The organism is Mesorhizobium sp. M0800 (assembly GCF_040320095.1).
Lineage (GTDB): Bacteria > Pseudomonadota > Alphaproteobacteria > Rhizobiales > Rhizobiaceae > Mesorhizobium.
Map to the genome: position 1 here is coordinate 21,611 of NZ_JAMYOZ010000040.1, position 19,427 is coordinate 41,037.

Below are 19,427 nucleotides of genomic sequence, written 5' to 3' on the forward strand. Positions count from 1 at the left end.
GATGATGCCGAGGCCCGGCTCGCGCCGGGCCTCGTCGCTTGGCGGTGGGGGGGAGGACGAGAATAGGCTGCGTACCTATTCTCCGCCACCAAGCGAATGGACATAGACCGCGAGTTCCTTGGCCTTGATCTCGCCGAGACGCCCGATCCAGGCCGGCATGACGCCGTGCTTCGGCGCGCGGACCTGCGCGGCGATGGCTGTTTCGCCAGACCCGTATAGCCAGATCGCGTCGGTCAGGTCGGGTGCGCCGAGCTCCCTGTTGCCCTTTGCATTCTCACCATGACAGGCCGCACAATTCTCGGCGAAAACATTGGCGCCGAGTTCGATCAGGCTTGTGTCCTGAACAGGATCGGAGAGGCTTGCGACATAGGCGCCGACCTGCTTGATCTGATCCGTCGTGATGATGTCGCCAAAAGCAGGCATTTCCGACAGGCGCGTATCCGGGTCTGATGCGAAGCGGATGCCGTGCGCAATCGTCTGCTGGATCTGTTCGGCGTTGCCACCCCACAGCCAATCGTCGTCGTTTAGGTTGGGAAAACCCTTGGACCCTTGAGCGCCCGAGCCATGGCACTGCACGCAATTGACCTTGAACGCGGCGCCACCTGCGGCGACGGCGAATTCGCGTAGCGTATCGTCGGCAGTAATCTCGGAGACGGTCTTCGCCTGAATGGCAGCGACAAATTTACCCTTGGCCACTTCGGCCGCGGCCAGTTCATTCTTGACGTCTCTGCGGCTCGAATACCCCAGCACACCCCTGGTCGCGGAAGTCAGCATCGGCCATGCCGGATAGACGACGGTGTAGCCGATCGCCCAGGCAATGGTGATGTAGAAGGTGATGACCCACCAGCGGGGAAGCGGGTTGTTGAGTTCCTTGATGCCGTCCCACTCATGGCCGGTCGTCGAGATACCCGAAACCTCGTCGATATGCTCGCTGCCCATGATCAGTCGTCCTTGAGAGGAATGTGAGCGGCTCTCTCGGCTTGCCTGCGGCTGCCGGGACGAAGTGCAAAGGCAACGCATCCGAGGAAGAAAAGTGCCATGGCAAGCAGGCCCCAGCTGTCGGCAAACTCCCGCATGAAATTGTAGGTCATCGCCATTCTCCTCAGCGGTAACCGGCGGCTTCGTCATAGGTCCTGAAATCGACCAGCGTGCCGAGCATCTGGAGATAGGCGACCAGCGCATCCATTTCGGTGACCTGCTGCGGATCGCCGTCGAAGTCCCCAAGCTTGGCCTTCGGATAGCGTCTCTCCAGGCCCGATGTATCGGCATTCGCATCGGCCTGCGCCATGAGATCGGCATTGGCATGAGCGATCATGTCGTCTGAATAGGGCACACCGACACGGCTGTTGGCGATCAGATGCGTCGAGAAATCCTTCACCTCGATCCGTGTGTCCTTCAGGAAGGCATAGCCCGGCATGATCGATTCCGGCACCACGGAGCGTGGTTCGGTGAGATGCTGTACATGCCATGCGTTGGAGTAGCGGTCGCCGACCCGGGCGAGATCCGGCCCCGTGCGCTTCGAGCCCCACTGGAACGGGTGGTCGTACATCGACTCGGCCGCCAGGCTATAGTGGCCGTAGCGCTCGACCTCGTCGCGGAACGGCCTTATCATCTGGCTGTGGCAGAGGTAACAGCCCTCGCGCGCATAGATGTTGCGCCCGGCGAGCTCGAGCGGCGAATAGGGCCGCATGCCTTCGACCTTCTCGATGGTGTTGTCGAGATAGAAGAGCGGCGCGATCTCGACGATACCGCCGATTGTTACGACCAGCAGGGACCCGAGGAGAAGCAGTGTGGCGTTCTTCTCGATGACCGCGTGTCTGTCCATCAAGCCCATTTTCTGGCTCCTGATCGCACAGGCTGGAGGGCGGGGATGGAGCGCGGCATCGGATCCTCCTCGCGCTGGTAGCCGAGGATGGTCATGGCGATGTTCCAGGCCATGATGAGGGCGCCCGACAGATACATCGCGCCGCCGATGGCACGCATCATGTAGTAGGGATGCATGGCGCCGACGGTTTCGGCGAAGGAGTAGACCAGGAAGCCCTGCTCGTTGTATTCGCGCCACATCAGGCCCTGCATGACGCCGGAGACCCACATCACCGCGGCGTAAACGACGATCCCAAGCGTCGCCAGCCAGAAGTGCCAGTTGACGAGCCGCAGCGAATAAAGCCGGTCGCGATTCCATAACTTCGGGACCATGAAATAAATCGCGCCGAACGAGATCATGCCAACCCATCCGAGCGCGCCCGAATGGACGTGACCGATGGTCCAGTCGGTGTAGTGCGAGAGCGAGTTGACGGCCTTGATTGACATCATCGGGCCTTCGAAGGTCGACATCCCGTAGAAGGCGATGGCCATCACCATCATACGGATGATCGGGTCGGTGCGCAGCTTGTCCCAGGCGCCCGAGAGCGTCATCAGGCCGTTTATCATGCCGCCCCACGAGGGCATCCAGAGCATGATTGAGAACACCATGCCGAGCGTCTGGGCCCAGTCCGGCAGGGCGGTGTAGTGGAGGTGGTGCGGACCGGCCCAGATGTAGAGAAAGATCAAAGCCCAGAAGTGGATGATCGACAGCCGGTAGGAATAGACCGGTCGGTTGGCTTGCTTGGGCACGAAATAATACATCATGCCGAGGAAGCCGGCGGTGAGGAAGAAGCCGACGGCATTGTGGCCGTACCACCATTGCGTCAGGGCGTCCTGTACGCCGGAGAAGGCTGAATAGCTCTTGGAGCCCAGGAAGGAGACTGGCATCGACAGGTTGTTGATCACATGCAGCATTGCGATGGTCACGATGAAGGCAAGGTAGAACCAGTTGGCGACATAGATGTGCGGTTCCTTGCGCTTCAGGATCGTGCCGAGGAACAGGATGAGATAGGCGACCCAGACAATGGTCAGCCACAGGTCCACATACCATTCGGGCTCGGCGTATTCGCGGCTCTCGGTGATACCGAGCAGGTATCCGGTTGCCGCCATGACGATGAACAGCTGATAGCCCCAGAACACGAACCAGGTGAGATCGCCGCCGAACAGCCTGGCACGACAGGTCCGCTGCACGACATAAAGTGACGTGCAGATGAGTGCATTGCCGCCGAAGGCAAAAACCACGCCGGAAGTATGCAAAGGCCGCAGTCGGCCGAAATTGAACCAGGGCTGGATGTTGAGATCGGGGTAGGCGAGCTGCAGGGCGATGACCACGCCGACCAGCATGCCGACGACGCCCCAGAATACGGTGGCGATGGCACCGTAGCGGATCGGCCCATCCATGTAAGCGGCGGGGTCGATCGGAACTGCCGGCTTGAACTCCGTGTTGCGCAACAGAATCGCAGTGAAGCCAGCCACGGCGAAGAACAAAACCCACATATGCCGGCGAAAAGGTTCATCTACGCCGAAGCCGGCAGCCACCAGGGCCGCAAACGCAAACAGGCTTAGAAGGACGATCTCTGTGCCGAATTTCATCGCAAGCCCCGATTTCCAATTCCGGCGGGCGCCAAACCGCAGTGCCTTATTGCGCAGCCGTGGCCTGCTCGCCCTGATCCATGTCAGAGCCGCACGATTTTGCTTCGAGCAGCATCGAGTTCGGTGCGATCAGACTGTGGCGATCGAATGTGGAAGCGCAGCACCGGCCGCCACGCTTACGGACAGGCCCCGCGTCCCCGGTCGGGCCGGGTATGGAGGCGATCGCGGGCGTGTGGGGAAGCGCGCCTTCTGTGACGCTAGAAAGTAGGCCGATGCCTTGCCGAACGTCGATCGTTTCAATGCCTTGGGACATCCAGCGCCAGCGTTGCGCTGCCTTCGTGACATTCATGGTTCGGGGAGACGGCGATTTTCCCCTGCGTATGAGGCGTATTGACTTCGGCCGAGTGCAATCCTGCCTGGAACAGCCGGTTGCACGTCGAGCACCTCGAGGATGGATGCTTCGCCGACGAGTTGGCCGAAACACACCTGGCTCAGGCGATCGGATGGAGAGCGGGCTGTCGCTATGCGGCTTCTTCTAAGCCCAACGCGAGCATGCCCTGCCCCGAACGAAATAAGTGACGTAGGCCATGCAGCTTCGGTGTCATTCAAACGGCGGTTGCGCCTCGGCCGCCGCAGCGCCGTTCCAGCCGGCTCATGCTGTCCACGGTGACACGGCGGTTGTTCTCGATCCGAATCACGCCGTCCATTCTCAGGCTGGTCAGCTGACGGCTCACGGTCTCGTTTGTAATTCCAAGGAAATCAGAGATGTCGGCACGCGTCATCGGCAGCTCGAAGCACGCCGACCTAGCCGCCGGGTCAACACTGGAACCGATGTTCCGGGCGATCATGAGGAGAAAGCTCGCCACCTTCTCCGGTGCGGTCTTGCGCCCCAGAGTCACCATCCATTCGCGTGCCTCGTCGAGTTCGTTCAGCGCCTGCTTGAACAGGCGATGCACAAATTCCGGTGATTCCTTCATCATCCGTTCGATGGCCGCTCTCGGAAACGAGCATAGCGAGACAGCTGTTGCCGCTTCCGCATTGATCGCGCTTTTCATCTTGAAGGGCCGTCCCAGAAAATCCGGCGCGAACTGGAGACCGACGATCTGCTGGCGGCCGTCCGAAAGGCTCTTCGTGAGCTTCACCACGCCTGAAAGCACGTTTGAATAACAGTCGACCGCCTCGGCGTCGCCGATCAGTTCGACCCCCGGCTCGATATTGTGCCGCGACGACGTCTTGGCGAGCTGAGCCAAATGGTCTGGTTCGAGCGCACCACAGACACCGCGGTGCCGTGCCTCGCAAGACAGGCAAAGAACGGGAATGCCGGAACTGTGACTGTCCTGCCGTAATGTCATTCGATCGCTCTACCGGTCCAGTGCGGGAGGATAGCAATCGACGGTAGAAAAATCCTTGCGGCAGTTTGTCCGTGCTGAAGGTTGATCGAAATCAGGGCTTAGGCTCATCCAAGCATCCACAGTTCCGGCGACGCAAACACGGTGGACCACGACATGCGACTGGAGCTAGCTGCCAGACTTGGCGAGAACGTCCCGCGCTATACCAGTTATCCGACCGCGCCGCATTTCCATGCGGGGGTCGATGCCGTCGTTTACCGAGGCTGGTTGGAGGCGCTCGAAGGTGGTGACGAGATCTCGCTCTATCTGCACATCCCGTACTGCGACAAGCTTTGCTGGTTCTGTGCCTGCCATACCAAGCAGACACGCCACTACGAACCGGTGACCACATATCTTCGCTCACTGCATGCCGAGATCGCCACCGTCGCCGGTCTTGTCGCAGGCAAGGGCCGCGTGCGTGCCGTCCATTTCGGCGGCGGTTCGCCAACGATGCTCAAACCGGAGGATCTGGTGGCGCTGGGAACCGCCCTGCGCAACAGCTTCACCTTTCTTCCCGGCGCCAAGATCAGCGTCGAAATCGAACCCAATGATATGGACGATGCCCGCCTCGACGCACTCGCCGAAATCGGCATGACCCGTGCGAGCCTCGGCGTCCAGGATTTTGACCCGAAGGTGCAAAAGGCAATTAACCGCGAGCAGAGCTTTTTGCAGACCAAAGCGGTAGTCGACGGCGTTCGTTCGCGCGGCGTCGAATCGGTCAATCTGGACCTGCTCTACGGCTTGCCACACCAGACCAGGGAGAGTGTCTCCTCCACCGTCGCGCAGGCACTGACCCTGGAACCGGATCGGATAGCGCTTTTTGGCTACGCCCATGTGCCGTGGTTCAAGAAACATCAGACGATGATCGACGAGGCATGGCTGCCGGGTCCGGCAGAGCGGTTTGCTCAATCGCAACTTGCGGCGCGGGCGATCGTGGACCAGGGATACGAAGCAATCGGGCTCGACCATTTCGCCAAACCGGGCGATGCCCTCGCGCTTGCCGCCCGCGCCGGAACACTGCACCGGAACTTCCAGGGCTATACCGAGGATCGCTGCGAGACCTTGATTGGCCTTGGCCCGTCATCCATCAGCCAGTTTCGCCAGGGCTATGCACAGAACATGCCTTCGACCGCCGAGTATGGACGCATGGTTGCTGATGGCGGGCTGGCCGCTGATCGGGGTATCGCGCTTTCCGACGGCGACCGTGTTCGCGGCTGGATCATCGAGCGATTGATGTGTGACTTCGCCTTCTCGGCGATTGAGCTGGTGGAGCGCTTTGGCGAAGCCGGCCAAAGACTTCTCCTCAAGGCGAGTTCCACGGCTCTTCATGGTCCTGCGCGGCTGCTTGAACTTGATGGTGACCGCTTCGTCGTGCCGGCGGAAAGCCGGCCCTTTGTCAGAAGCATCGCGGCGAAGTTCGACAAATATTTCGAAAGTGGAACGGCCAGGCACTCAGCGGCAGTCTGAGCACCGCAGAGGAAAGGTCATGGTTCTCAGTCGATCGTGAACCGATTGCGCTACGTTTTTCACTGTTGACCTGCGACCGTCGTGTCAAGACAGGATTCGGAGCGGACCAGACGCGTCTTGGCATAGCGACGATATCGCTCGGTCGTGCCTTCCGGCGCCGTATTCCATTTCGCAGTCCCTAAAGCGCCACGTCGAGTCCGGCCTCTTTTCTGTATCGGAAGCAGTCGACAATCGTCTTGGCCAGATCATGGTTGTCGGCCAACAGCTCCCTTCGGCCTTGCAACAAGAATCCGCAAGGACCGTGCCAGCTGCAGCAGGCGCCGCCGCATCGCACCACCATACTATCCACCCGTGGCTCGCGCTAACCTTTGATTGGTTCGCGCCAGGGACGCCCGTCGAAACCGAGCCTCGGCAACAATCCGAGTCGTAAGCGGCTGGCCACGCTCCTGGTGCCGGTGGCAGAAGTCCGCAAGCACCCCGGCAGCGCCGTCAAGCGTGGGACAACCCGTCCACCCGAATATCCGCCGGGGCAGCTTCAGTGAAAAGCGGGCCTAGGCTAGACGGCTCTCTTGTTACCCCAGAGCATAACGTGCAGCTGCGGCAGCACACGGGCTTCGAACCACCTGTCGCGGGTCACGGCATCAACCAGCCACTCCATGCGCTTCAATATTCCGTCAAGGTCGACAGGAGCGTCTTCATTTGCGGGGCGTGGCGGCGTGTGATTGCCGGGTTGCAGATAGATCGGAAGTCGCGGAAATCTCGCAGCGGCGTCTTTCGCGTAGGCGTAGTCCCTTTCGTCGAAAACAATGAGCTTGAGCACGACTTGCGGCTTGCCTTGTGCCGCCTGGAGGCACGCCTCGAAAGCGGCCCAATCGGTCGTCATTTGGCTTGATGGCGGCTTTGGGCTGAGGACTAGCACGTCAAGGTCGGAAAACCAGTCCCTGGCCACCGAACCTTGGGTTTCCAGCGCAAAACGGTAACCTTCACCATGGCCTCGCTCGATGAGCGCGCCGAGCGGCTGGATGGCCGGATTGCCGCCTGACAGCGATACCATCAGCGGGCGGCCACCGGAAAGCGCAAGCACGTTTTGCCACACCGCGCCAATGGACATCATCTCCCATTCATGCCGGAATTGATTGTCCACCGCATGCAGGCTGTCGCACCAGGAACAGCGATAGTCACACCCGCCGGTTCTGACGAAGACCGTCGGCAAACCGATGAGCACGCCCTCGCCCTGGATCGTCGGCCCGAAAATCTCACTCACGCGGATTGCGGGATGCGTATCGGTCATGGCCGGTATTCCGCCCAGGTTTTCGGCGTTTCGCTCACCCGCACGGCCGAGGTTTCGCGCAGGCGTGCCTTGCACCATTCATAAAAATGTCTGGCCAGATATTCCGCCGTGACTTGCTCATGTCCCAGCACGTCGTTGAGATGTCGGTGGTCGAAGCTCTCGTCGATGTAGCGTTTGAATGGCGCCAAATCGTGATAGTCGCGCACGAAGCCGTTCTCGTTCAGTCCATTCGCTGAAAGCTCCACTTCAACGATGTAGTTATGCCCGTGCAGGCGCGCGCATTGGTGATCGGGTGGCAACGAGGTGAGCTGATGCGAGGCTGAGAAGTGGAATTCCTTGGTGATGCGGAACATTACGCGGTCCTCCTTCGCAGCGCATCGAGCCAGAAGTCGGAGTCCTCGTAGTCGGTGGGGTCCGGCTGCCCAGAGAGATGAAACGCCTCGCGCCGCTCGACACAGGTCCCGCACCTCCCGCAGTGACGCTCGGCGCCCTTGTAGCAGGACCAGGTCTGCGCAAATGGCGTGCCGTATGCTGCTCCATTCCTAACAATGTCCGCCTTCGTGAGATTCACATAGGGTGCATAAATGCGAATCTTTGCGTAGCCGTCGAGCGCGTGGTCCTGCATCATCTGGAAAGCGTCGATGAAGGCCGGACGGCAGTCGGGATAAATGAAATGATCCCCACCATGCACGGCCGTCGCCACCGCGTCAGCGTCGTGCGCTGCGGCGAAGCCGAAGGCAATGGCCAACATGATGGCGTTCCGGTTCGGCACCACCGTGACCTTCATCGTGTCTTCGGCGTAGTGCCCGTCGGGCACGTCCACATTATCGGTCAGCGCGGAGCCGGAAAGGCCGCCGCCGATCTCGTGGATGTCGATGATGCGGTGCGGGACGCTCAGTCGCTCCGCACAGAGGGCGGCGAAGCCCAATTCCCTCCTATGCCGTTGGCCGTAATCGAAAGATAAGAGGCCGGCGAGTTCGTGCTCCGCTGCCACCTTGTGAGCAAGGGTGACGGAGTCCAATCCGCCGGAGCAGACGACGAGAGTCTTCATTGTTGGGTCCTTGTTTTAACCGGGTAGGCTGCGACCGGAGATTTCTCTGCGCTCCCAGTACTTCAGGAAATCCATTTTGTGAAGTGAACGGGGGACGAGTTTCATGCGCTGACGTGCCGCTGTGTGCAAGGCGCCCTCGCGGTGAGCCTGCAAGGAACACGGACTAGCGAAACGTCACGCTTCAGCGGAATGCTCAAAGGCGAGCGCACCGGAATATGCTCTGCAGGAGGTCCGGACCTTCGTAAACAAAGTTCTCGACGATCAACCGCCCGGCGGTCCCGAGCTTCGAGGGACGTCAGCGCGAGGGTTTCAGGTACAAGACGGTCCGAGGATGGGCTTGCCGCAAGAGAACGGACTTACCAGTGGGACGTTCAGCGACGCCGATGGAGATGCCTGGAATGATCACGACATCAATTGTCGCGGCAACTGGCTGGCCTGCTCCTCGGGTTCCGTAGATCCAGCGCATTCCGCTTCAGGATCGGTTCGAACCGGAGCACGCCCTCGGTCAATGGACGACCGGCAAACCCTCAATGATCGGTCGTGAGCCGACATCTGTGAACAAGCGGTGTGGTCGATTGCTATCACCCATGTGTTGCGCGCAGGTACCTTATGGCAGTGGATGAACTGGATTTGATGGTTTTACAGCTGGCGGTCGAAAGCGTCCGCTCGCTCTCCTTAAGCTTCGCTGAAAAGGCCGCCGAGGTAGCCACCAGGAGCCGCGGCATCCTGCTTTTCGACGTGCGGGTCGACGGTGACGCGGGGGTCCAGCGGGTCGCAGCCATCCGATATCAGGGCGACCAGATCGGCGTGCTGGCGTTGGACAGACAGGGCCTTGTTACCCACCATTGCATCGTCAACGGTACGTTCTCACATTTCACTGCGCCCTTGGAGAACTGGCACAGCATGCCGCTGTCGATGCAGGCCAAGATCGATGCCAACGCCCATGCCAGTCTCTTCCTAGGGGCCTTGCGAAATGCCGGACATTTGCTGGGCAGCTAGCATTTGGCTAGAATGCATCTGCGAATTTTTGCATGCGCATCGCTGCCGCGGCGGTCGCGGCAAAGCGATCGCCGCGATGATGGCGATCAACGCGCAGGCGTTGCATCGATGCGCGATCGTTTAGACAGAGGTCTCCGCCTGGCATCGAGCAACATGCACGGAGGACGGAAAGCGCAAATGCATCAAGTATTTGAAGGGACGAGCCCCTCGCGCAAATGGAGCTTGCGCTGCTGTTGTCATTCCATCGTGCCGCCGAACTCGGGGGCGTGACGATCGACCACGACGGCCTATTTTTTTGCAAAGCCGAATGTCCCGATTCCGAAGCCACGAAAAAACTCCGATCACAGCGAAGAATAGTAACAACACGGGCGACGCAAGCCGCCTTGCCGTAGCAGGGGACGTGCTTGCGGTGCTCTCACCGACACGAGATCGCAAATGGCACATGGGTGAGCACCAGAACTGGCGACACCCATGGTGATCGGCTTGACTCGCTGGAGGAAGCACAAGGCTCAGCGGGCAGAGGCGCAAGCGACGGTCGGACACTGGCTGGCTGCTCGGGATCTGATCGAGGCGTAGTCGGACAAGGAAGCGTAGTGCCCTACCTCGATGTTCCTAGAAGCGCGCCGGCAGCCTGGCGGGGGGGCTTGGGGTTAGACTGCCGGCGCACGCCACTCATGAAGAGCGGCCCCTTTTTGCTGTTCCGACACCCATAGTCAACCCGGCAGCGTCTGGATGCCCGCTGTGCTCTTTTCAGAGCGGCGCGCGATGCCGGCCATGTCGGCCGATCCTGCCTAGTCTAGTTTCCGTCCACACACTCCAAATCATTGATGTTGTTGATGAAATCGTGATTTTGCCAAGGCAAGGCCCGGCGGTTTCAGGTACACTTTGGTCTCATGCCACTGCTTCCAAAGTACAATCTGCCACCGCCGGAGCCGACAATGCGCCAAGAACGCACCGTCCAAGCCAGCATATTCGATGTTTTCGCCACGCACGAGATCGGCCACGAACTGAAGGCGATGTCGCAATGGCTGGACGAGATTGCGATTTGCTTGGCCTGGTGGCCCGAGATCTGGTTCGGGTCGGCGTAAGGCCACCGGACGGCAGGGCCTGCCTGCCGAAGCGGTGTTGCGCTGCGCGATCCTCAAGCAGTACCGGCAACTGAGCTACCAAGAGCTGGCGTTCCATCTCGAAGACTCCGCCTCGTTTCGCGCCTTTGCCCGCCTGCCGTCGTCGTGGAGCCCACAGAAGTCGGTGCTGCAAAGGACGATCAGCGCGATCCTGCCCGAGACCTGGGAATTGATCAATCGGATGCTGCTGTCGAGCGCTCAGCAGGCGAAGCTTGAAGACGGCGCGGTCGTGCGGCTGGACAGCACCGTGACTTCGGCACTCATGCACGAGCCGAGCGACAGCAGTCTGCTTTGGGATGCAGTGCGGGTCATGGTGCGCCTGCTGAAGCGGGCCGATACCTTGGTCGGCGATTTTGTCAACACCGGCGCTCTTGAGCCTGTCCATTGCCGTTCAACGGCTCTACTGGATGAGGTCAAGTGCTTGCAAAAGCTGCAAAATAGGCGCGTTTGTGGACGGAAACTAGTCTAGGATGGGGGGCCACTCTCGTCGGCCGAGTTGATGCTCCAGCCAGTATCGCCTTGCCGACCAGCATGAGTTCGCTGTTAGCAATCCATCGTCGCGAGCCGATGCTATCGTGCACATGTCGCAGCACTCCGGGCGGCTATATCGCCTAAGACAGCATGACGAAGCGTTCCAACTTCCTGTTCGGCGAGCCCGTGTGCAGTTCCATCGGACAGTGGACGAGAATTCTCTGGGCGGTACTGCGCCAGAAGGCATTCGCGTCCAACGGAATCAAGCGACGACTATCAGCCGCAAACTTCACATCACAAGAGCGGTCTTCCACCCATTGCAGATTATCCGACTGATCAGGCGGCGTCCGATATGTCCGCCTCTGCCTCAAGAATTCCCACAGGTATGGACAGCGATCTTGCTATCCGATCCCGATAGCCCTTGTTGTACCTCACACCCCGCTCGATGTTTTGGATTTCCTCAGCGGCAAGCCCGCACGCCACCGCGAGGTCCTCGATGGAATACCCAAGGTGCTCACGATAAGCGCGGATGATGTGGGTCCCCTGCGACATAGCCGTCAAGACTGGCTCGGGAATGCGCGAATCCTTCATAAACATCTCCAAGAAGATGGGAGCGCCTGACAAATCGGGAGATTTCCTCCCCGACCCTGGCGCACACCCAGCAAATCAAAAAAATGGACGTCCATTCGGCCGGACCGGCCTCATCCATGGAATGGGCCACTTGAAATTGGCAGCCGGGTCGGAATATGGCGGCTCACCTGCTTCTGATCAAGTTCTAAGAACCTGCCCACCCTGAGATGGCCTGATCGGCTGTAGCGCATTCGACCTGCGATCCTACACGACTCACTCTCGCCGATGGCTTTCTTGAACAGCAACTCGAACTCCCCCTGACGCCTCCAGTGGCTATTCGCGGCACCGGCCACCCAGCCTCGCGGACGCTGATACCTTCGACCAATTTCCACCGCCGATGCAGCGAAAGACGCGCTTGTGCTTGAATCACACATCGATCACCGCTGTTAACGAAATTTTTTAAGCCGCCGATGCTTGTTCGGAGACCGAAAGGATGGGGCGCCCGAGGAAACAGCCGAAAGGGCCGCGCGCTTTTGTGCTGACGTCGGCTTGAGCAAGCTCGATCCGGCTGCCCTGTGCAATCGCCCGACCGGCCGAAAAAAGGATGGCGATTGTCATGATGCGGCGACGGCGAGTTTCCCGAAATTGCAGCAATGGTCATCTGGTTCATCCGGGCTTCGGATCCAGACAGGGGGTAGCGCTTTCGATGGACGAGCATCGCCACCTATAAAGGTTCGCAATCATTCGACCGTGACCGATTTTGCGAGATTGCGCGGCTGGTCTACATCTGTGCCCATGAAGAGCGCCGTGTGGTAGGCAAGAAGCTGTATCGGCAGCGAGAAGATCATCGGCGCGATAATCTCGTCGACAGCCGGCAGCACGAGCGTGTGCATAGTGTCGAGTTTCGATGCGGCTGCCCCTTTTTCATCGGTGATGAGGATAATCCGCCCTCCACGGGCAGCCACTTCCTGCATGTTGGAGACGGTCTTGTCGAAAAAGCGATCATGGGGCGCGATGACGATCACTGGCATGTTGTCGTCTATCAATGCGATCGGACCGTGCTTCAATTCACCCGCCGCATAGCCCTCGGCATGGATGTAGGAAATCTCCTTGAGCTTCAGCGCACCTTCCATCGCTAGCGGGAAACTGGTGCCACGGCCGAGATACAGGACGTCACGACACTTTGACAGTTCGCGCGACAGGAACTCGATCTCCGGCTGGATGCTGTTGAGTACCTGGCCCATGACGCGCGGCACTTCGGCGAGGCTCCTGACGAGCGCCTGCAGCTCGTCTTCGGTTACGGTCCCGCGGGCTCTGGCGGCGCCGATGGCGAGTGCGGCTAGAACGGCAAGCTGGCAGGTAAACGCCTTGGTGGAGGCGACGCCGATCTCCGGTCCGGCAAGGATCGGGAAGACCGCATCGGCCTCCCGAGCGATGGTCGATTCGCAGGCATTGACGATAGCGCCAATTTTCAGCCCACGCTCCTTGCAGTACCTCAACGATGCGAGCGTATCGGCGGTTTCGCCGGACTGCGAAATGAAAAGAGCCGCCGACTGCGGCGACAACGGGATCTCGCGGTAACGGAATTCGGACGCAACGTCGATTTCAACCGTCAGGCGCGCGTAGCGCTCGAACCAGTATTTTCCGATCAGTCCGGCGAGATAGGCGGTCCCGCAGGCCGAGATCGCCAAGCTCGGGATCCTGGCGAAATCGATGCCAGAAACCATGTCGGCGCGATTCTCTATGATGTTGCTATAGTGACGGAGAGCATGAGCGATGACTTCGGGCTGCTCGCAGATTTCCTTCTCCATGAAGTGGCGATGATTGCCCTTGCTGGCCAGATCGGCCGCGGCCGTGGAGGTATGGCGCGGACGCTCGACGGGGTGGCCGTCGAAATCGAAGATATGGGCGCCCGAATTGCCGACAACGGCCCAGTCGCCCTCGATGAGATAGGTAATTTCATTGGTGAAGGGAGCGAGCGCGATCGCGTCGGAGCCCAGGAACATCTCGCCGTCGCCGTGACCGATCGCCAGCGGTGGTCCGTTGCGCGCCGCCATGATGGTCGACGGATCATCTTCGAAGAGGACGGCAAGCGCATAGGCGCCCCTGACGCGTTTCAGCATGGCACGCATCGCCTCTTGCCGCCTCATGCCCTCCCGGCGGTGTCTTGCCAAGAGATGCGCGACGACCTCGGTGTCGGTGTCGGTCTGGAACTCGGCGCCAGCCGCCGCCAATTCCTCCTTCAGCTCGGTGAAATTCTCGATGATCCCGTTATGGACGACGGCGACACCGTCGGTAAAGTGCGGGTGCGCATTGCGTTCCGTCGAGGCCCCATGGGTTGCCCAACGCGTATGGCCGATGCCGATGTTGCCGCTCAGCGGCTCTTCCTTCAGTCTCCTCTCGAGATTGACGAGCTTGCCCTCGGCGCGCCGGCGGTGCAAGGCACCTTCGGTGATCGTCGCAACGCCGGCGGAATCATAGCCGCGATATTCCAAACGCTTCAATGCGTCGACCAACCGATCCGACACCGGCTGTTGCCCAACGATGCCAACAATCCCGCACATGTTCGTCTTCCCATTGTTGCCGGCAGCTTCAGCCCACGCGAGACGGATACCCATCCGGCCGCTTTCATTGGGGATCTTGTAGTAGTATTCGGTAATATTGGTACAATTGATTGTAGGGATAACTATCATCCAGCCCATGGATGAGCCCCTGATCTAAACTTCTCGTTGCGCCTGACGCCCTCATGATCGAAAGCAAGCCCACACCCCGCGGCAGAAGGAACAATCGGCCATGCGCGACCATCCCGGCTACGCACCTGACACGAAGCGCCGCCGCTCGTGATCACGCGGTGATCGGCATGATCACAAGCACTGTAGTTAGGCAGCATCAGCGACGCATGATCGGCATCATCATCATCGGCAGCGTCGGCGCCGTCGGCATGATTCACGTGTTCGTCACGTTGATCATAATCATCGTCGCCGCCGATCCAGTTTCTGATTGCCTGCCGCTGTTGACGCGGCTTTCGCCGGTAGAGCTTAGCCCGCGATGGCCTATCAATACGCTGTTAGTCGGCATGGCCGAAACCGAGAGTCAGGCGGCGCACGCCACAGAGCACGTTCAGCGACCGTTTCACTCAACGCCGGCTTTCTTGGGGTTCGTAACGGTCAACAGGATTCTCGGGGCATGAATGCACTATCACGAAAGCGTTGGTTCTCAGTGCTTCGTCCGTCTTACTCAAACCCGATTCCCGCAGCGGAAGAACTAGCCGCCTTGATGCACGGCGATAAGCTTTTGACGGCCTGAAGCGACGTTGTGGTCGTCGTTGCGGTGCTTTTCCACGCGCCTCGTCAGGCGCCGGGATTGCTCCGTTGTGATGGCAGGCGGGGGTTTGCAGGTTGCGGTCGACGGGTTCGTTTCGGGGCGTCAGCGCCCCATCGTTATGTCGCGAGTTGGGGGATGCGATCGAGGACGATGCGCAGGATGCGCTGGTCGGGGCAGAATGTCGGCAGGTGCAAGCGGATTTGCGTCTTCATCTCGACCACCCGCGCGGCGATCTTGATGAGGCGCAAACGCAGCGTGTCGAATTGGGCGACGGCAAAGCTGGAACGCTTCGGCATCGCGGCGCGCAGGCTCCACATCATCCAGTAGGCGCCGGCATGCAGAAGCCGGAACTGGTTGGCTGTGGCTCTGGTGCAGGATGTGCGGTCGGCGGCGAGATGCGTCTTCCACGATTTGATGTGGTTCTCGGCCGCTCCGCGCCGGCAGTAAAGGTCCGCGTAGAGCGCCTTGGCCTTGCCACCGGCCAGATTGGTGACGATGAAGCGGGTGTCAGTACCTTGGGCACTGACCTCGACGCGGGCGATGATGCGCTCGACGCGGCTCCAGCTGGCGGCGCCGTCAAAGAACTCCTTGAACCTGCGGACCTTGCCTGTCTTGGCCGACGCTTCGAAGCGCGCCGTCGTGCTGGCCTCCAGATCCGCGACATGCTTGCGCAGGGTCGTGGTGGGCGCGAGGCCAAAGATGAAGTCGACGTCGTTGGCGCGGCACCAGTCGATGACCTGCGGGTTGCAATAATGGCTATCGCCGCGGAGCAGGATTCGAATGTTCGGCCAGTTGATCCGGATCGCCCGCACCAGACGGCGCAGGTGGGGGCGGATCTCAGCCCCACTCGGCCGCTTGGCCGGTCGCAGGATCGCGCTGACGAACCGTCCCGCACCATCGAACACGACGATCGGCTGGAAGCCGTACTCGTCATGGTGGGCATTGAACAGGCGAAGCTGTTGGCCTCCGTGCACAGCGTCGAAGGTATCGTCAATGTCGAGTACGATCCGCTTCGGCACCTGCCGGAACGAGGCGCAATAGAGATCGACCATCGCCCGTCCCATCGCGACCAGCTCCCGCACGCCGGGTAGGTTCTCCAGCCGGCACAGCGTCGATTGCGACGCCAGATCCCGACCCGACGGCAGCGCATCCTGGGCCATCTTGAAGACCGGATCGCGGCGCAGCCGGTTGGCGTCGAAAGCCGATCATGTCCGCCAGGCTGTAGACGACCTGGTCCGGGCAGCGCGGATCGTCGATGCAACGCGCCAGACGCTCGGCCACCCGCAACCGCTTTTCCACCTCGGCCAAGGCCAGAACGCCGCTGTTGGACGACAGCATGCCGCCGTCGAAACGGGCGACGACGGACTTGCCGCCGACTGATGACAAACCGCTCAGCGGCAGCGCAAGATCGTTCATGGTAGGTGTGGTCTCCGGGAAATGGTTCGGATCGGCTTAAGCAACCAAATCCTACGTCATTTCAACGGCTTGCGCCACATCCACCAACCCCCATGAATTTGGTTAGGTTGATGCGGCGTGCCGCCGCCGTGAGGCCGCGCTCGCTCAGCAGCGCGTCGAGAACGACGAGAAGATTCAGATCGAGCCCTTGAAACGCATGTCTTAGCTATCCATAGCGTGGATGCATTTGATTGGAACAAACGATTTTACCAATTTTCCGGAATGTCGCATGGACTTGGCAGGACCTAACGTGCGCCGATCACTGCCTCTATCGCGTGGCGAGTCCCTTGAGAAGAGCCCGAAAGAGGAAATCTGTCGCGTGCGGTGGAGATTGTACTGGGAATGAGAGGCAGCGCTCCGATCATGTCGAACTCTCCGACGAATGGTGGACCGGTACAATAGTTGATCGCAATGGTCCGGAGCTATGAAACATCTCGATTACATATGAGGTGCCGAGTGAATACGCTGACAGCACCCACCGTCGCAGCGTTTAGCTGACGTTTGACGACGGTTCCTATCCATTTACACGCAGATTCTTGATGTGCTGGCGCAAAAGCGGGAGGCCGGCGACTTTTCTTCCTCATCGGGCTGACGCCGCAGAAGCCGGAACTCGTCCGGTTCCTATGGGCATTGGGCTTGGTCGGTCGCACAGGCTCTATGAGGGGCAATTTTGGCAACGCGACGCGACTCGGGTTTTGAACGACGCCGAAAACGCAAGCTGGAAAGGAACAAGATGGCAGATCAACTCGCCAACGAAATAATCGCCATGATCAAGAAGCGCGCCGCGTCGGAGGGCGGCATAGCGCCTGCCACGGGCGGCGAGATAACGGCTGCCACGGGACTGACTTCGCTCGGTATCGATTCACTGGGATTGGCGGACGTTCTCTGGGACCTGGAGCAGGCCTACGGCATCGAGATCGAGATGAATACGGCCGAGGCATGGTCGGATCTCCAGAATGTTGGGGACATGGTGGAAGCCGTGCGCAGCTTGCTCGCTAAGGGGGTGTGAATGGACAGGCGCGTCGTGATTACTGGGATTGGCGGGATTTGCGGGCTTGGGACCAACGCCGCCGCCATTTGGAGAGAGATGCGAGAAGGCTGCTCCGCCATCGGCCCAATCGTCAACTCCGAGCTCCATGAATTGAGGGTCAGGATCGGTGCCGAGATCAAGGCGCTGCCGGAGCATGACATCGACGGCAAGCAACTCATCTCCATGGACCGCTTCAGCCTGCTCGCTGTGCTTGCGGCGCGCGAAGCCATGCGTCAGGCCGGACTTTCCTCCAAAGAGGGAAATAGCTATCGCTTCGGTGCGACGGTGGGCGTTGGCGGCTGCGGGTGGGATGCGATCGAGCAAACCTACCGCGCCATCCTTCTGGGCGGTAAGCGTGCCGCTCTCTTGACTGTACCCAAGGCGATGCCGGGTGCCGCTGCCGGCCAGGTCAGCATGAGTCTCGGCCTGCGCGGGCCGGTCTTCGGCGTCACGTCCGCCTGTTCCTCGGCAAACCATGCGATTGCCTGCGCGGTGGACCAGATCAGGCTCGGCCGGGCCGACGTGATGCTTGCCGGCGGCAGCGAAGCGCCGCTCATATGGGGTGTGCTGAAGGCATGGGAAGCGATCCGCGTGCTTTCGCCCGATACTTGCCGGCCATTCTCGGCCGATCGCCAGGGCCTGTCGCTTGGTGAAGGCGCCGGCATGGCGGTGCTGGAAAGCTACGAGCATGCCCTGGCTCGGGGCGCCACCATCCTTGCCGAAATTGCCGGTGCCGGCCTTTCCGCCGATGCGTCCGACATCGTCGCGCCGACTGTCGAGGGGCCGGAGGCAGCAATGCGGGCCTGCCTTGCCGATGCCAGGCTGGACGCCGAGGATGTCGACTATCTCAACGCGCACGGCACCGGCACCAAGGCCAACGACCAGATCGAGACGGCGGCGATCAAGCGCGTCTTCGGTCAGCACGCCTTCTCAATGTCCATTTCTTCTACCAAGTCCATGCACGCGCATTGCCTCGGCGCGTCCGGCGCGCTCGAGTTGATCGCCTGCGTGATGGCTATCCGCGAGAGCGTCGTGCCGCCGACTGCCAATTATCGTGAGCTGGACCCCGATTGCGATCTCGACGTCACGCCCAATGTGGCACGCGAGCGCAAGGTGCGCGTGGCACTGAGCAACTCCTTCGCCTTTGGCGGCACGAACGCGGTTCTGGCGTTCAGGCAGGTGTAGAAGCCATGAGAGATGCCTCCGGCAACATTATCTCTCGCATCCAGATGCTTGCCGGATAACTATTGTGAAGGGCGGGTCATTGACCGCCTCGGCGAATGCGGGAAGTGGCAGCGGAAGCTCGACGATCCGGGGGTATCGTCTTTGCGAAATTCTTAACTGTTGAAGCGGCTTGGACGTACCGCCGCCCCGTAAAAGGTAAGCGAGGCCCTGCGGGCTCGGCTTGAGGGTCTGAAGCTGTACACGAATGTCTGGAAGCCGCAGGGTCGGCTCTGCGCCCGTTATAGTCGCCTGAGTGCTGCCGGCAAGAAGCCACCGGTGGTCATGGCCGAGATCGTGCATGAGATGGCCCCTTCTTGTGGACCATCGGGCGAGAGGTTTCACCATCATAGCGGTCTCGAACCAACGTGCGGCACAGCGCCGGGGGCGGAGCCACGGTGGGGAACTCCCGTCGGTGGTTATGTGGCCGAGCCAGTCCGCGCGGCGCCCTCTCCGATAGGGTTAGAAGGGTTCAGCTAGGGTCAGGACTCATTGATCCAGAAGATGAAGGCTGCAGCGAAGGCGATCGCCGACAGGAAGGTGTGAGCACATCGGTCGTATCTGGTGTGGATGCGTC

Annotated in this window: 15 protein-coding genes and 3 pseudogenes; 6 read left to right on the forward strand and 12 right to left on the reverse strand. The window is 60.4% G+C overall.

The features are described 5' to 3' along the window. Positions 1-75: 75 nt before the first annotated feature. From ccoP to NKI18_RS29860, 5 genes are all read right to left on the reverse strand, one after another. Positions 76-939 (reverse strand): cytochrome-c oxidase, cbb3-type subunit III, encoded by an 864-nt coding sequence (ccoP, locus tag NKI18_RS29840; protein ID WP_352516163.1) that lies wholly within the window; start codon positions 937-939, stop codon positions 76-78. 2 nt (positions 940-941) lie between these two features. Then, the gene (locus NKI18_RS29845) at positions 942-1,091 is read right to left on the reverse strand and encodes a cbb3-type cytochrome c oxidase subunit 3 (protein ID WP_023679629.1); all 150 of its coding nucleotides are present in this window, start codon (positions 1,089-1,091) and stop codon (positions 942-944) included. Positions 1,092-1,102: 11 nt separating this feature from the next. Next, positions 1,103-1,834, reverse strand: a complete 732-nt coding sequence (ccoO, locus tag NKI18_RS29850; RefSeq protein WP_352618972.1) for a cytochrome-c oxidase, cbb3-type subunit II — start codon at positions 1,832-1,834, stop codon at positions 1,103-1,105. Continuing rightward, positions 1,825-3,456: a cytochrome-c oxidase, cbb3-type subunit I gene (gene ccoN / locus NKI18_RS29855; RefSeq protein ID WP_353021529.1), complete on the reverse strand. Its 1,632-nt coding sequence runs from the start codon at positions 3,454-3,456 to the stop codon at positions 1,825-1,827. Before ccoN ends, ccoO begins: the two co-directional genes overlap by 10 nt. A 605-nt stretch (positions 3,457-4,061) precedes the next feature. Beyond that, a complete protein-coding gene (locus tag NKI18_RS29860; protein WP_353021532.1) occupies positions 4,062-4,808 on the reverse strand; it encodes a Crp/Fnr family transcriptional regulator in 747 nt (248 codons plus the stop codon). Between the two features lie 153 nt (positions 4,809-4,961). Between NKI18_RS29860 and hemN the strand changes: the two genes are divergently transcribed. Further along, positions 4,962-6,311, forward strand: coding sequence for an oxygen-independent coproporphyrinogen III oxidase (hemN, locus tag NKI18_RS29865; protein WP_353021535.1), 1,350 nt, complete (start codon positions 4,962-4,964; stop codon positions 6,309-6,311). A 556-nt stretch (positions 6,312-6,867) separates the two neighbouring features. Here the strand turns inward: hemN and queE are convergent. Genes queE through queC form a run of 3 tightly spaced genes read right to left on the reverse strand, consistent with a single transcriptional unit; the run spans position 6,868 to position 8,653 of the window. After that, positions 6,868-7,602, reverse strand: coding sequence for a 7-carboxy-7-deazaguanine synthase QueE (gene queE / locus NKI18_RS29870; RefSeq protein WP_353021537.1), 735 nt, complete (start codon positions 7,600-7,602; stop codon positions 6,868-6,870). Next, entirely contained in the window at positions 7,599-7,955 is a 357-nt protein-coding gene (gene queD, locus NKI18_RS29875; RefSeq protein WP_352457393.1) for a 6-carboxytetrahydropterin synthase QueD, read from the reverse strand. The genes queE and queD overlap by 4 nt, the downstream gene beginning before the upstream one ends. Then, positions 7,955-8,653: a 7-cyano-7-deazaguanine synthase QueC gene (gene queC / locus NKI18_RS29880; protein WP_353021540.1), complete on the reverse strand. Its 699-nt coding sequence runs from the start codon at positions 8,651-8,653 to the stop codon at positions 7,955-7,957. The genes queD and queC overlap by 1 nt, the downstream gene beginning before the upstream one ends. 609 nt (positions 8,654-9,262) lie before the next feature. Here queC and NKI18_RS29885 point away from each other — a divergent pair. Then, positions 9,263-9,652, forward strand: a complete 390-nt coding sequence (locus NKI18_RS29885) for a hypothetical protein (protein ID WP_353021543.1) — start codon at positions 9,263-9,265, stop codon at positions 9,650-9,652. Between the two features lie 938 nt (positions 9,653-10,590). After that, positions 10,591-11,128, forward strand: a pseudogene (locus NKI18_RS29890) (transposase); the annotation flags it as partial. Positions 11,129-11,586: 458 nt separating this feature from the next. Here the strand turns inward: NKI18_RS29890 and NKI18_RS29895 are convergent. Then, positions 11,587-11,841: a helix-turn-helix domain-containing protein gene (locus tag NKI18_RS29895; protein ID WP_031212627.1), complete on the reverse strand. Its 255-nt coding sequence runs from the start codon at positions 11,839-11,841 to the stop codon at positions 11,587-11,589. A 719-nt stretch (positions 11,842-12,560) separates the two neighbouring features. After that, a complete protein-coding gene (glmS, locus tag NKI18_RS29900; protein WP_352480273.1) occupies positions 12,561-14,384 on the reverse strand; it encodes a glutamine--fructose-6-phosphate transaminase (isomerizing) in 1,824 nt (607 codons plus the stop codon). A gap of 335 nt (positions 14,385-14,719) precedes the next feature. Between glmS and NKI18_RS29905 the strand changes: the two genes are divergently transcribed. Further along, positions 14,720-15,010, forward strand: coding sequence for a hypothetical protein (locus NKI18_RS29905; protein WP_352480274.1), 291 nt, complete (start codon positions 14,720-14,722; stop codon positions 15,008-15,010). A 250-nt stretch (positions 15,011-15,260) separates the two neighbouring features. Here the strand turns inward: NKI18_RS29905 and NKI18_RS29910 are convergent. Next, positions 15,261-16,560: pseudogene (locus tag NKI18_RS29910) on the reverse strand (IS1380 family transposase). A 772-nt stretch (positions 16,561-17,332) separates the two neighbouring features. Between NKI18_RS29910 and NKI18_RS29915 the strand changes: the two are divergent. Further along, entirely contained in the window at positions 17,333-17,608 is a 276-nt protein-coding gene (locus NKI18_RS29915) for an acyl carrier protein (RefSeq protein WP_023679611.1), read from the forward strand. Further along, the gene (locus tag NKI18_RS29920) at positions 17,609-18,814 is read left to right on the forward strand and encodes a beta-ketoacyl-[acyl-carrier-protein] synthase family protein (protein WP_352480275.1); all 1,206 of its coding nucleotides are present in this window, start codon (positions 17,609-17,611) and stop codon (positions 18,812-18,814) included. Here the strand turns inward: NKI18_RS29920 and NKI18_RS29925 are convergent. After that, a pseudogene (locus NKI18_RS29925) lies at positions 18,801-18,965 on the reverse strand (LysR family transcriptional regulator); the annotation flags it as partial. The gene NKI18_RS29920 and the pseudogene NKI18_RS29925 overlap by 14 nt on opposite strands. Between the last annotated feature and the right edge of the window lie 462 nt (positions 18,966-19,427).

What these genes read in the sequence shown, in the direction of transcription:
- ccoN (WP_353021529.1), bottom strand. Translation starts at nt 3,456, where the DNA reads ATGAAATTCGGCACAGAGATCGTCCTTCTAAGCCTGTTTGCGTTTGCG.
- NKI18_RS29920 (WP_352480275.1), top strand. Translation starts at nt 17,609, where the DNA reads ATGGACAGGCGCGTCGTGATTACTGGGATTGGCGGGATTTGCGGGCTT.
- ccoO (WP_352618972.1), bottom strand. Translation starts at nt 1,834, where the DNA reads ATGGGCTTGATGGACAGACACGCGGTCATCGAGAAGAACGCCACACTG.
- NKI18_RS29860 (WP_353021532.1), bottom strand. Translation starts at nt 4,808, where the DNA reads ATGACATTACGGCAGGACAGTCACAGTTCCGGCATTCCCGTTCTTTGC.
- NKI18_RS29885 (WP_353021543.1), top strand. Translation starts at nt 9,263, where the DNA reads ATGGCAGTGGATGAACTGGATTTGATGGTTTTACAGCTGGCGGTCGAA.
- glmS (WP_352480273.1), bottom strand. Translation starts at nt 14,384, where the DNA reads ATGTGCGGGATTGTTGGCATCGTTGGGCAACAGCCGGTGTCGGATCGG.
- queC (WP_353021540.1), bottom strand. Translation starts at nt 8,653, where the DNA reads ATGAAGACTCTCGTCGTCTGCTCCGGCGGATTGGACTCCGTCACCCTT.
- queE (WP_353021537.1), bottom strand. Translation starts at nt 7,602, where the DNA reads ATGACCGATACGCATCCCGCAATCCGCGTGAGTGAGATTTTCGGGCCG.
- NKI18_RS29915 (WP_023679611.1), top strand. Translation starts at nt 17,333, where the DNA reads ATGGCAGATCAACTCGCCAACGAAATAATCGCCATGATCAAGAAGCGC.
- NKI18_RS29845 (WP_023679629.1), bottom strand. Translation starts at nt 1,091, where the DNA reads ATGACCTACAATTTCATGCGGGAGTTTGCCGACAGCTGGGGCCTGCTT.
- queD (WP_352457393.1), bottom strand. Translation starts at nt 7,955, where the DNA reads ATGTTCCGCATCACCAAGGAATTCCACTTCTCAGCCTCGCATCAGCTC.
- hemN (WP_353021535.1), top strand. Translation starts at nt 4,962, where the DNA reads ATGCGACTGGAGCTAGCTGCCAGACTTGGCGAGAACGTCCCGCGCTAT.
- NKI18_RS29895 (WP_031212627.1), bottom strand. Translation starts at nt 11,841, where the DNA reads ATGAAGGATTCGCGCATTCCCGAGCCAGTCTTGACGGCTATGTCGCAG.
- NKI18_RS29905 (WP_352480274.1), top strand. Translation starts at nt 14,720, where the DNA reads ATGATCGGCATCATCATCATCGGCAGCGTCGGCGCCGTCGGCATGATT.
- ccoP (WP_352516163.1), bottom strand. Translation starts at nt 939, where the DNA reads ATGGGCAGCGAGCATATCGACGAGGTTTCGGGTATCTCGACGACCGGC.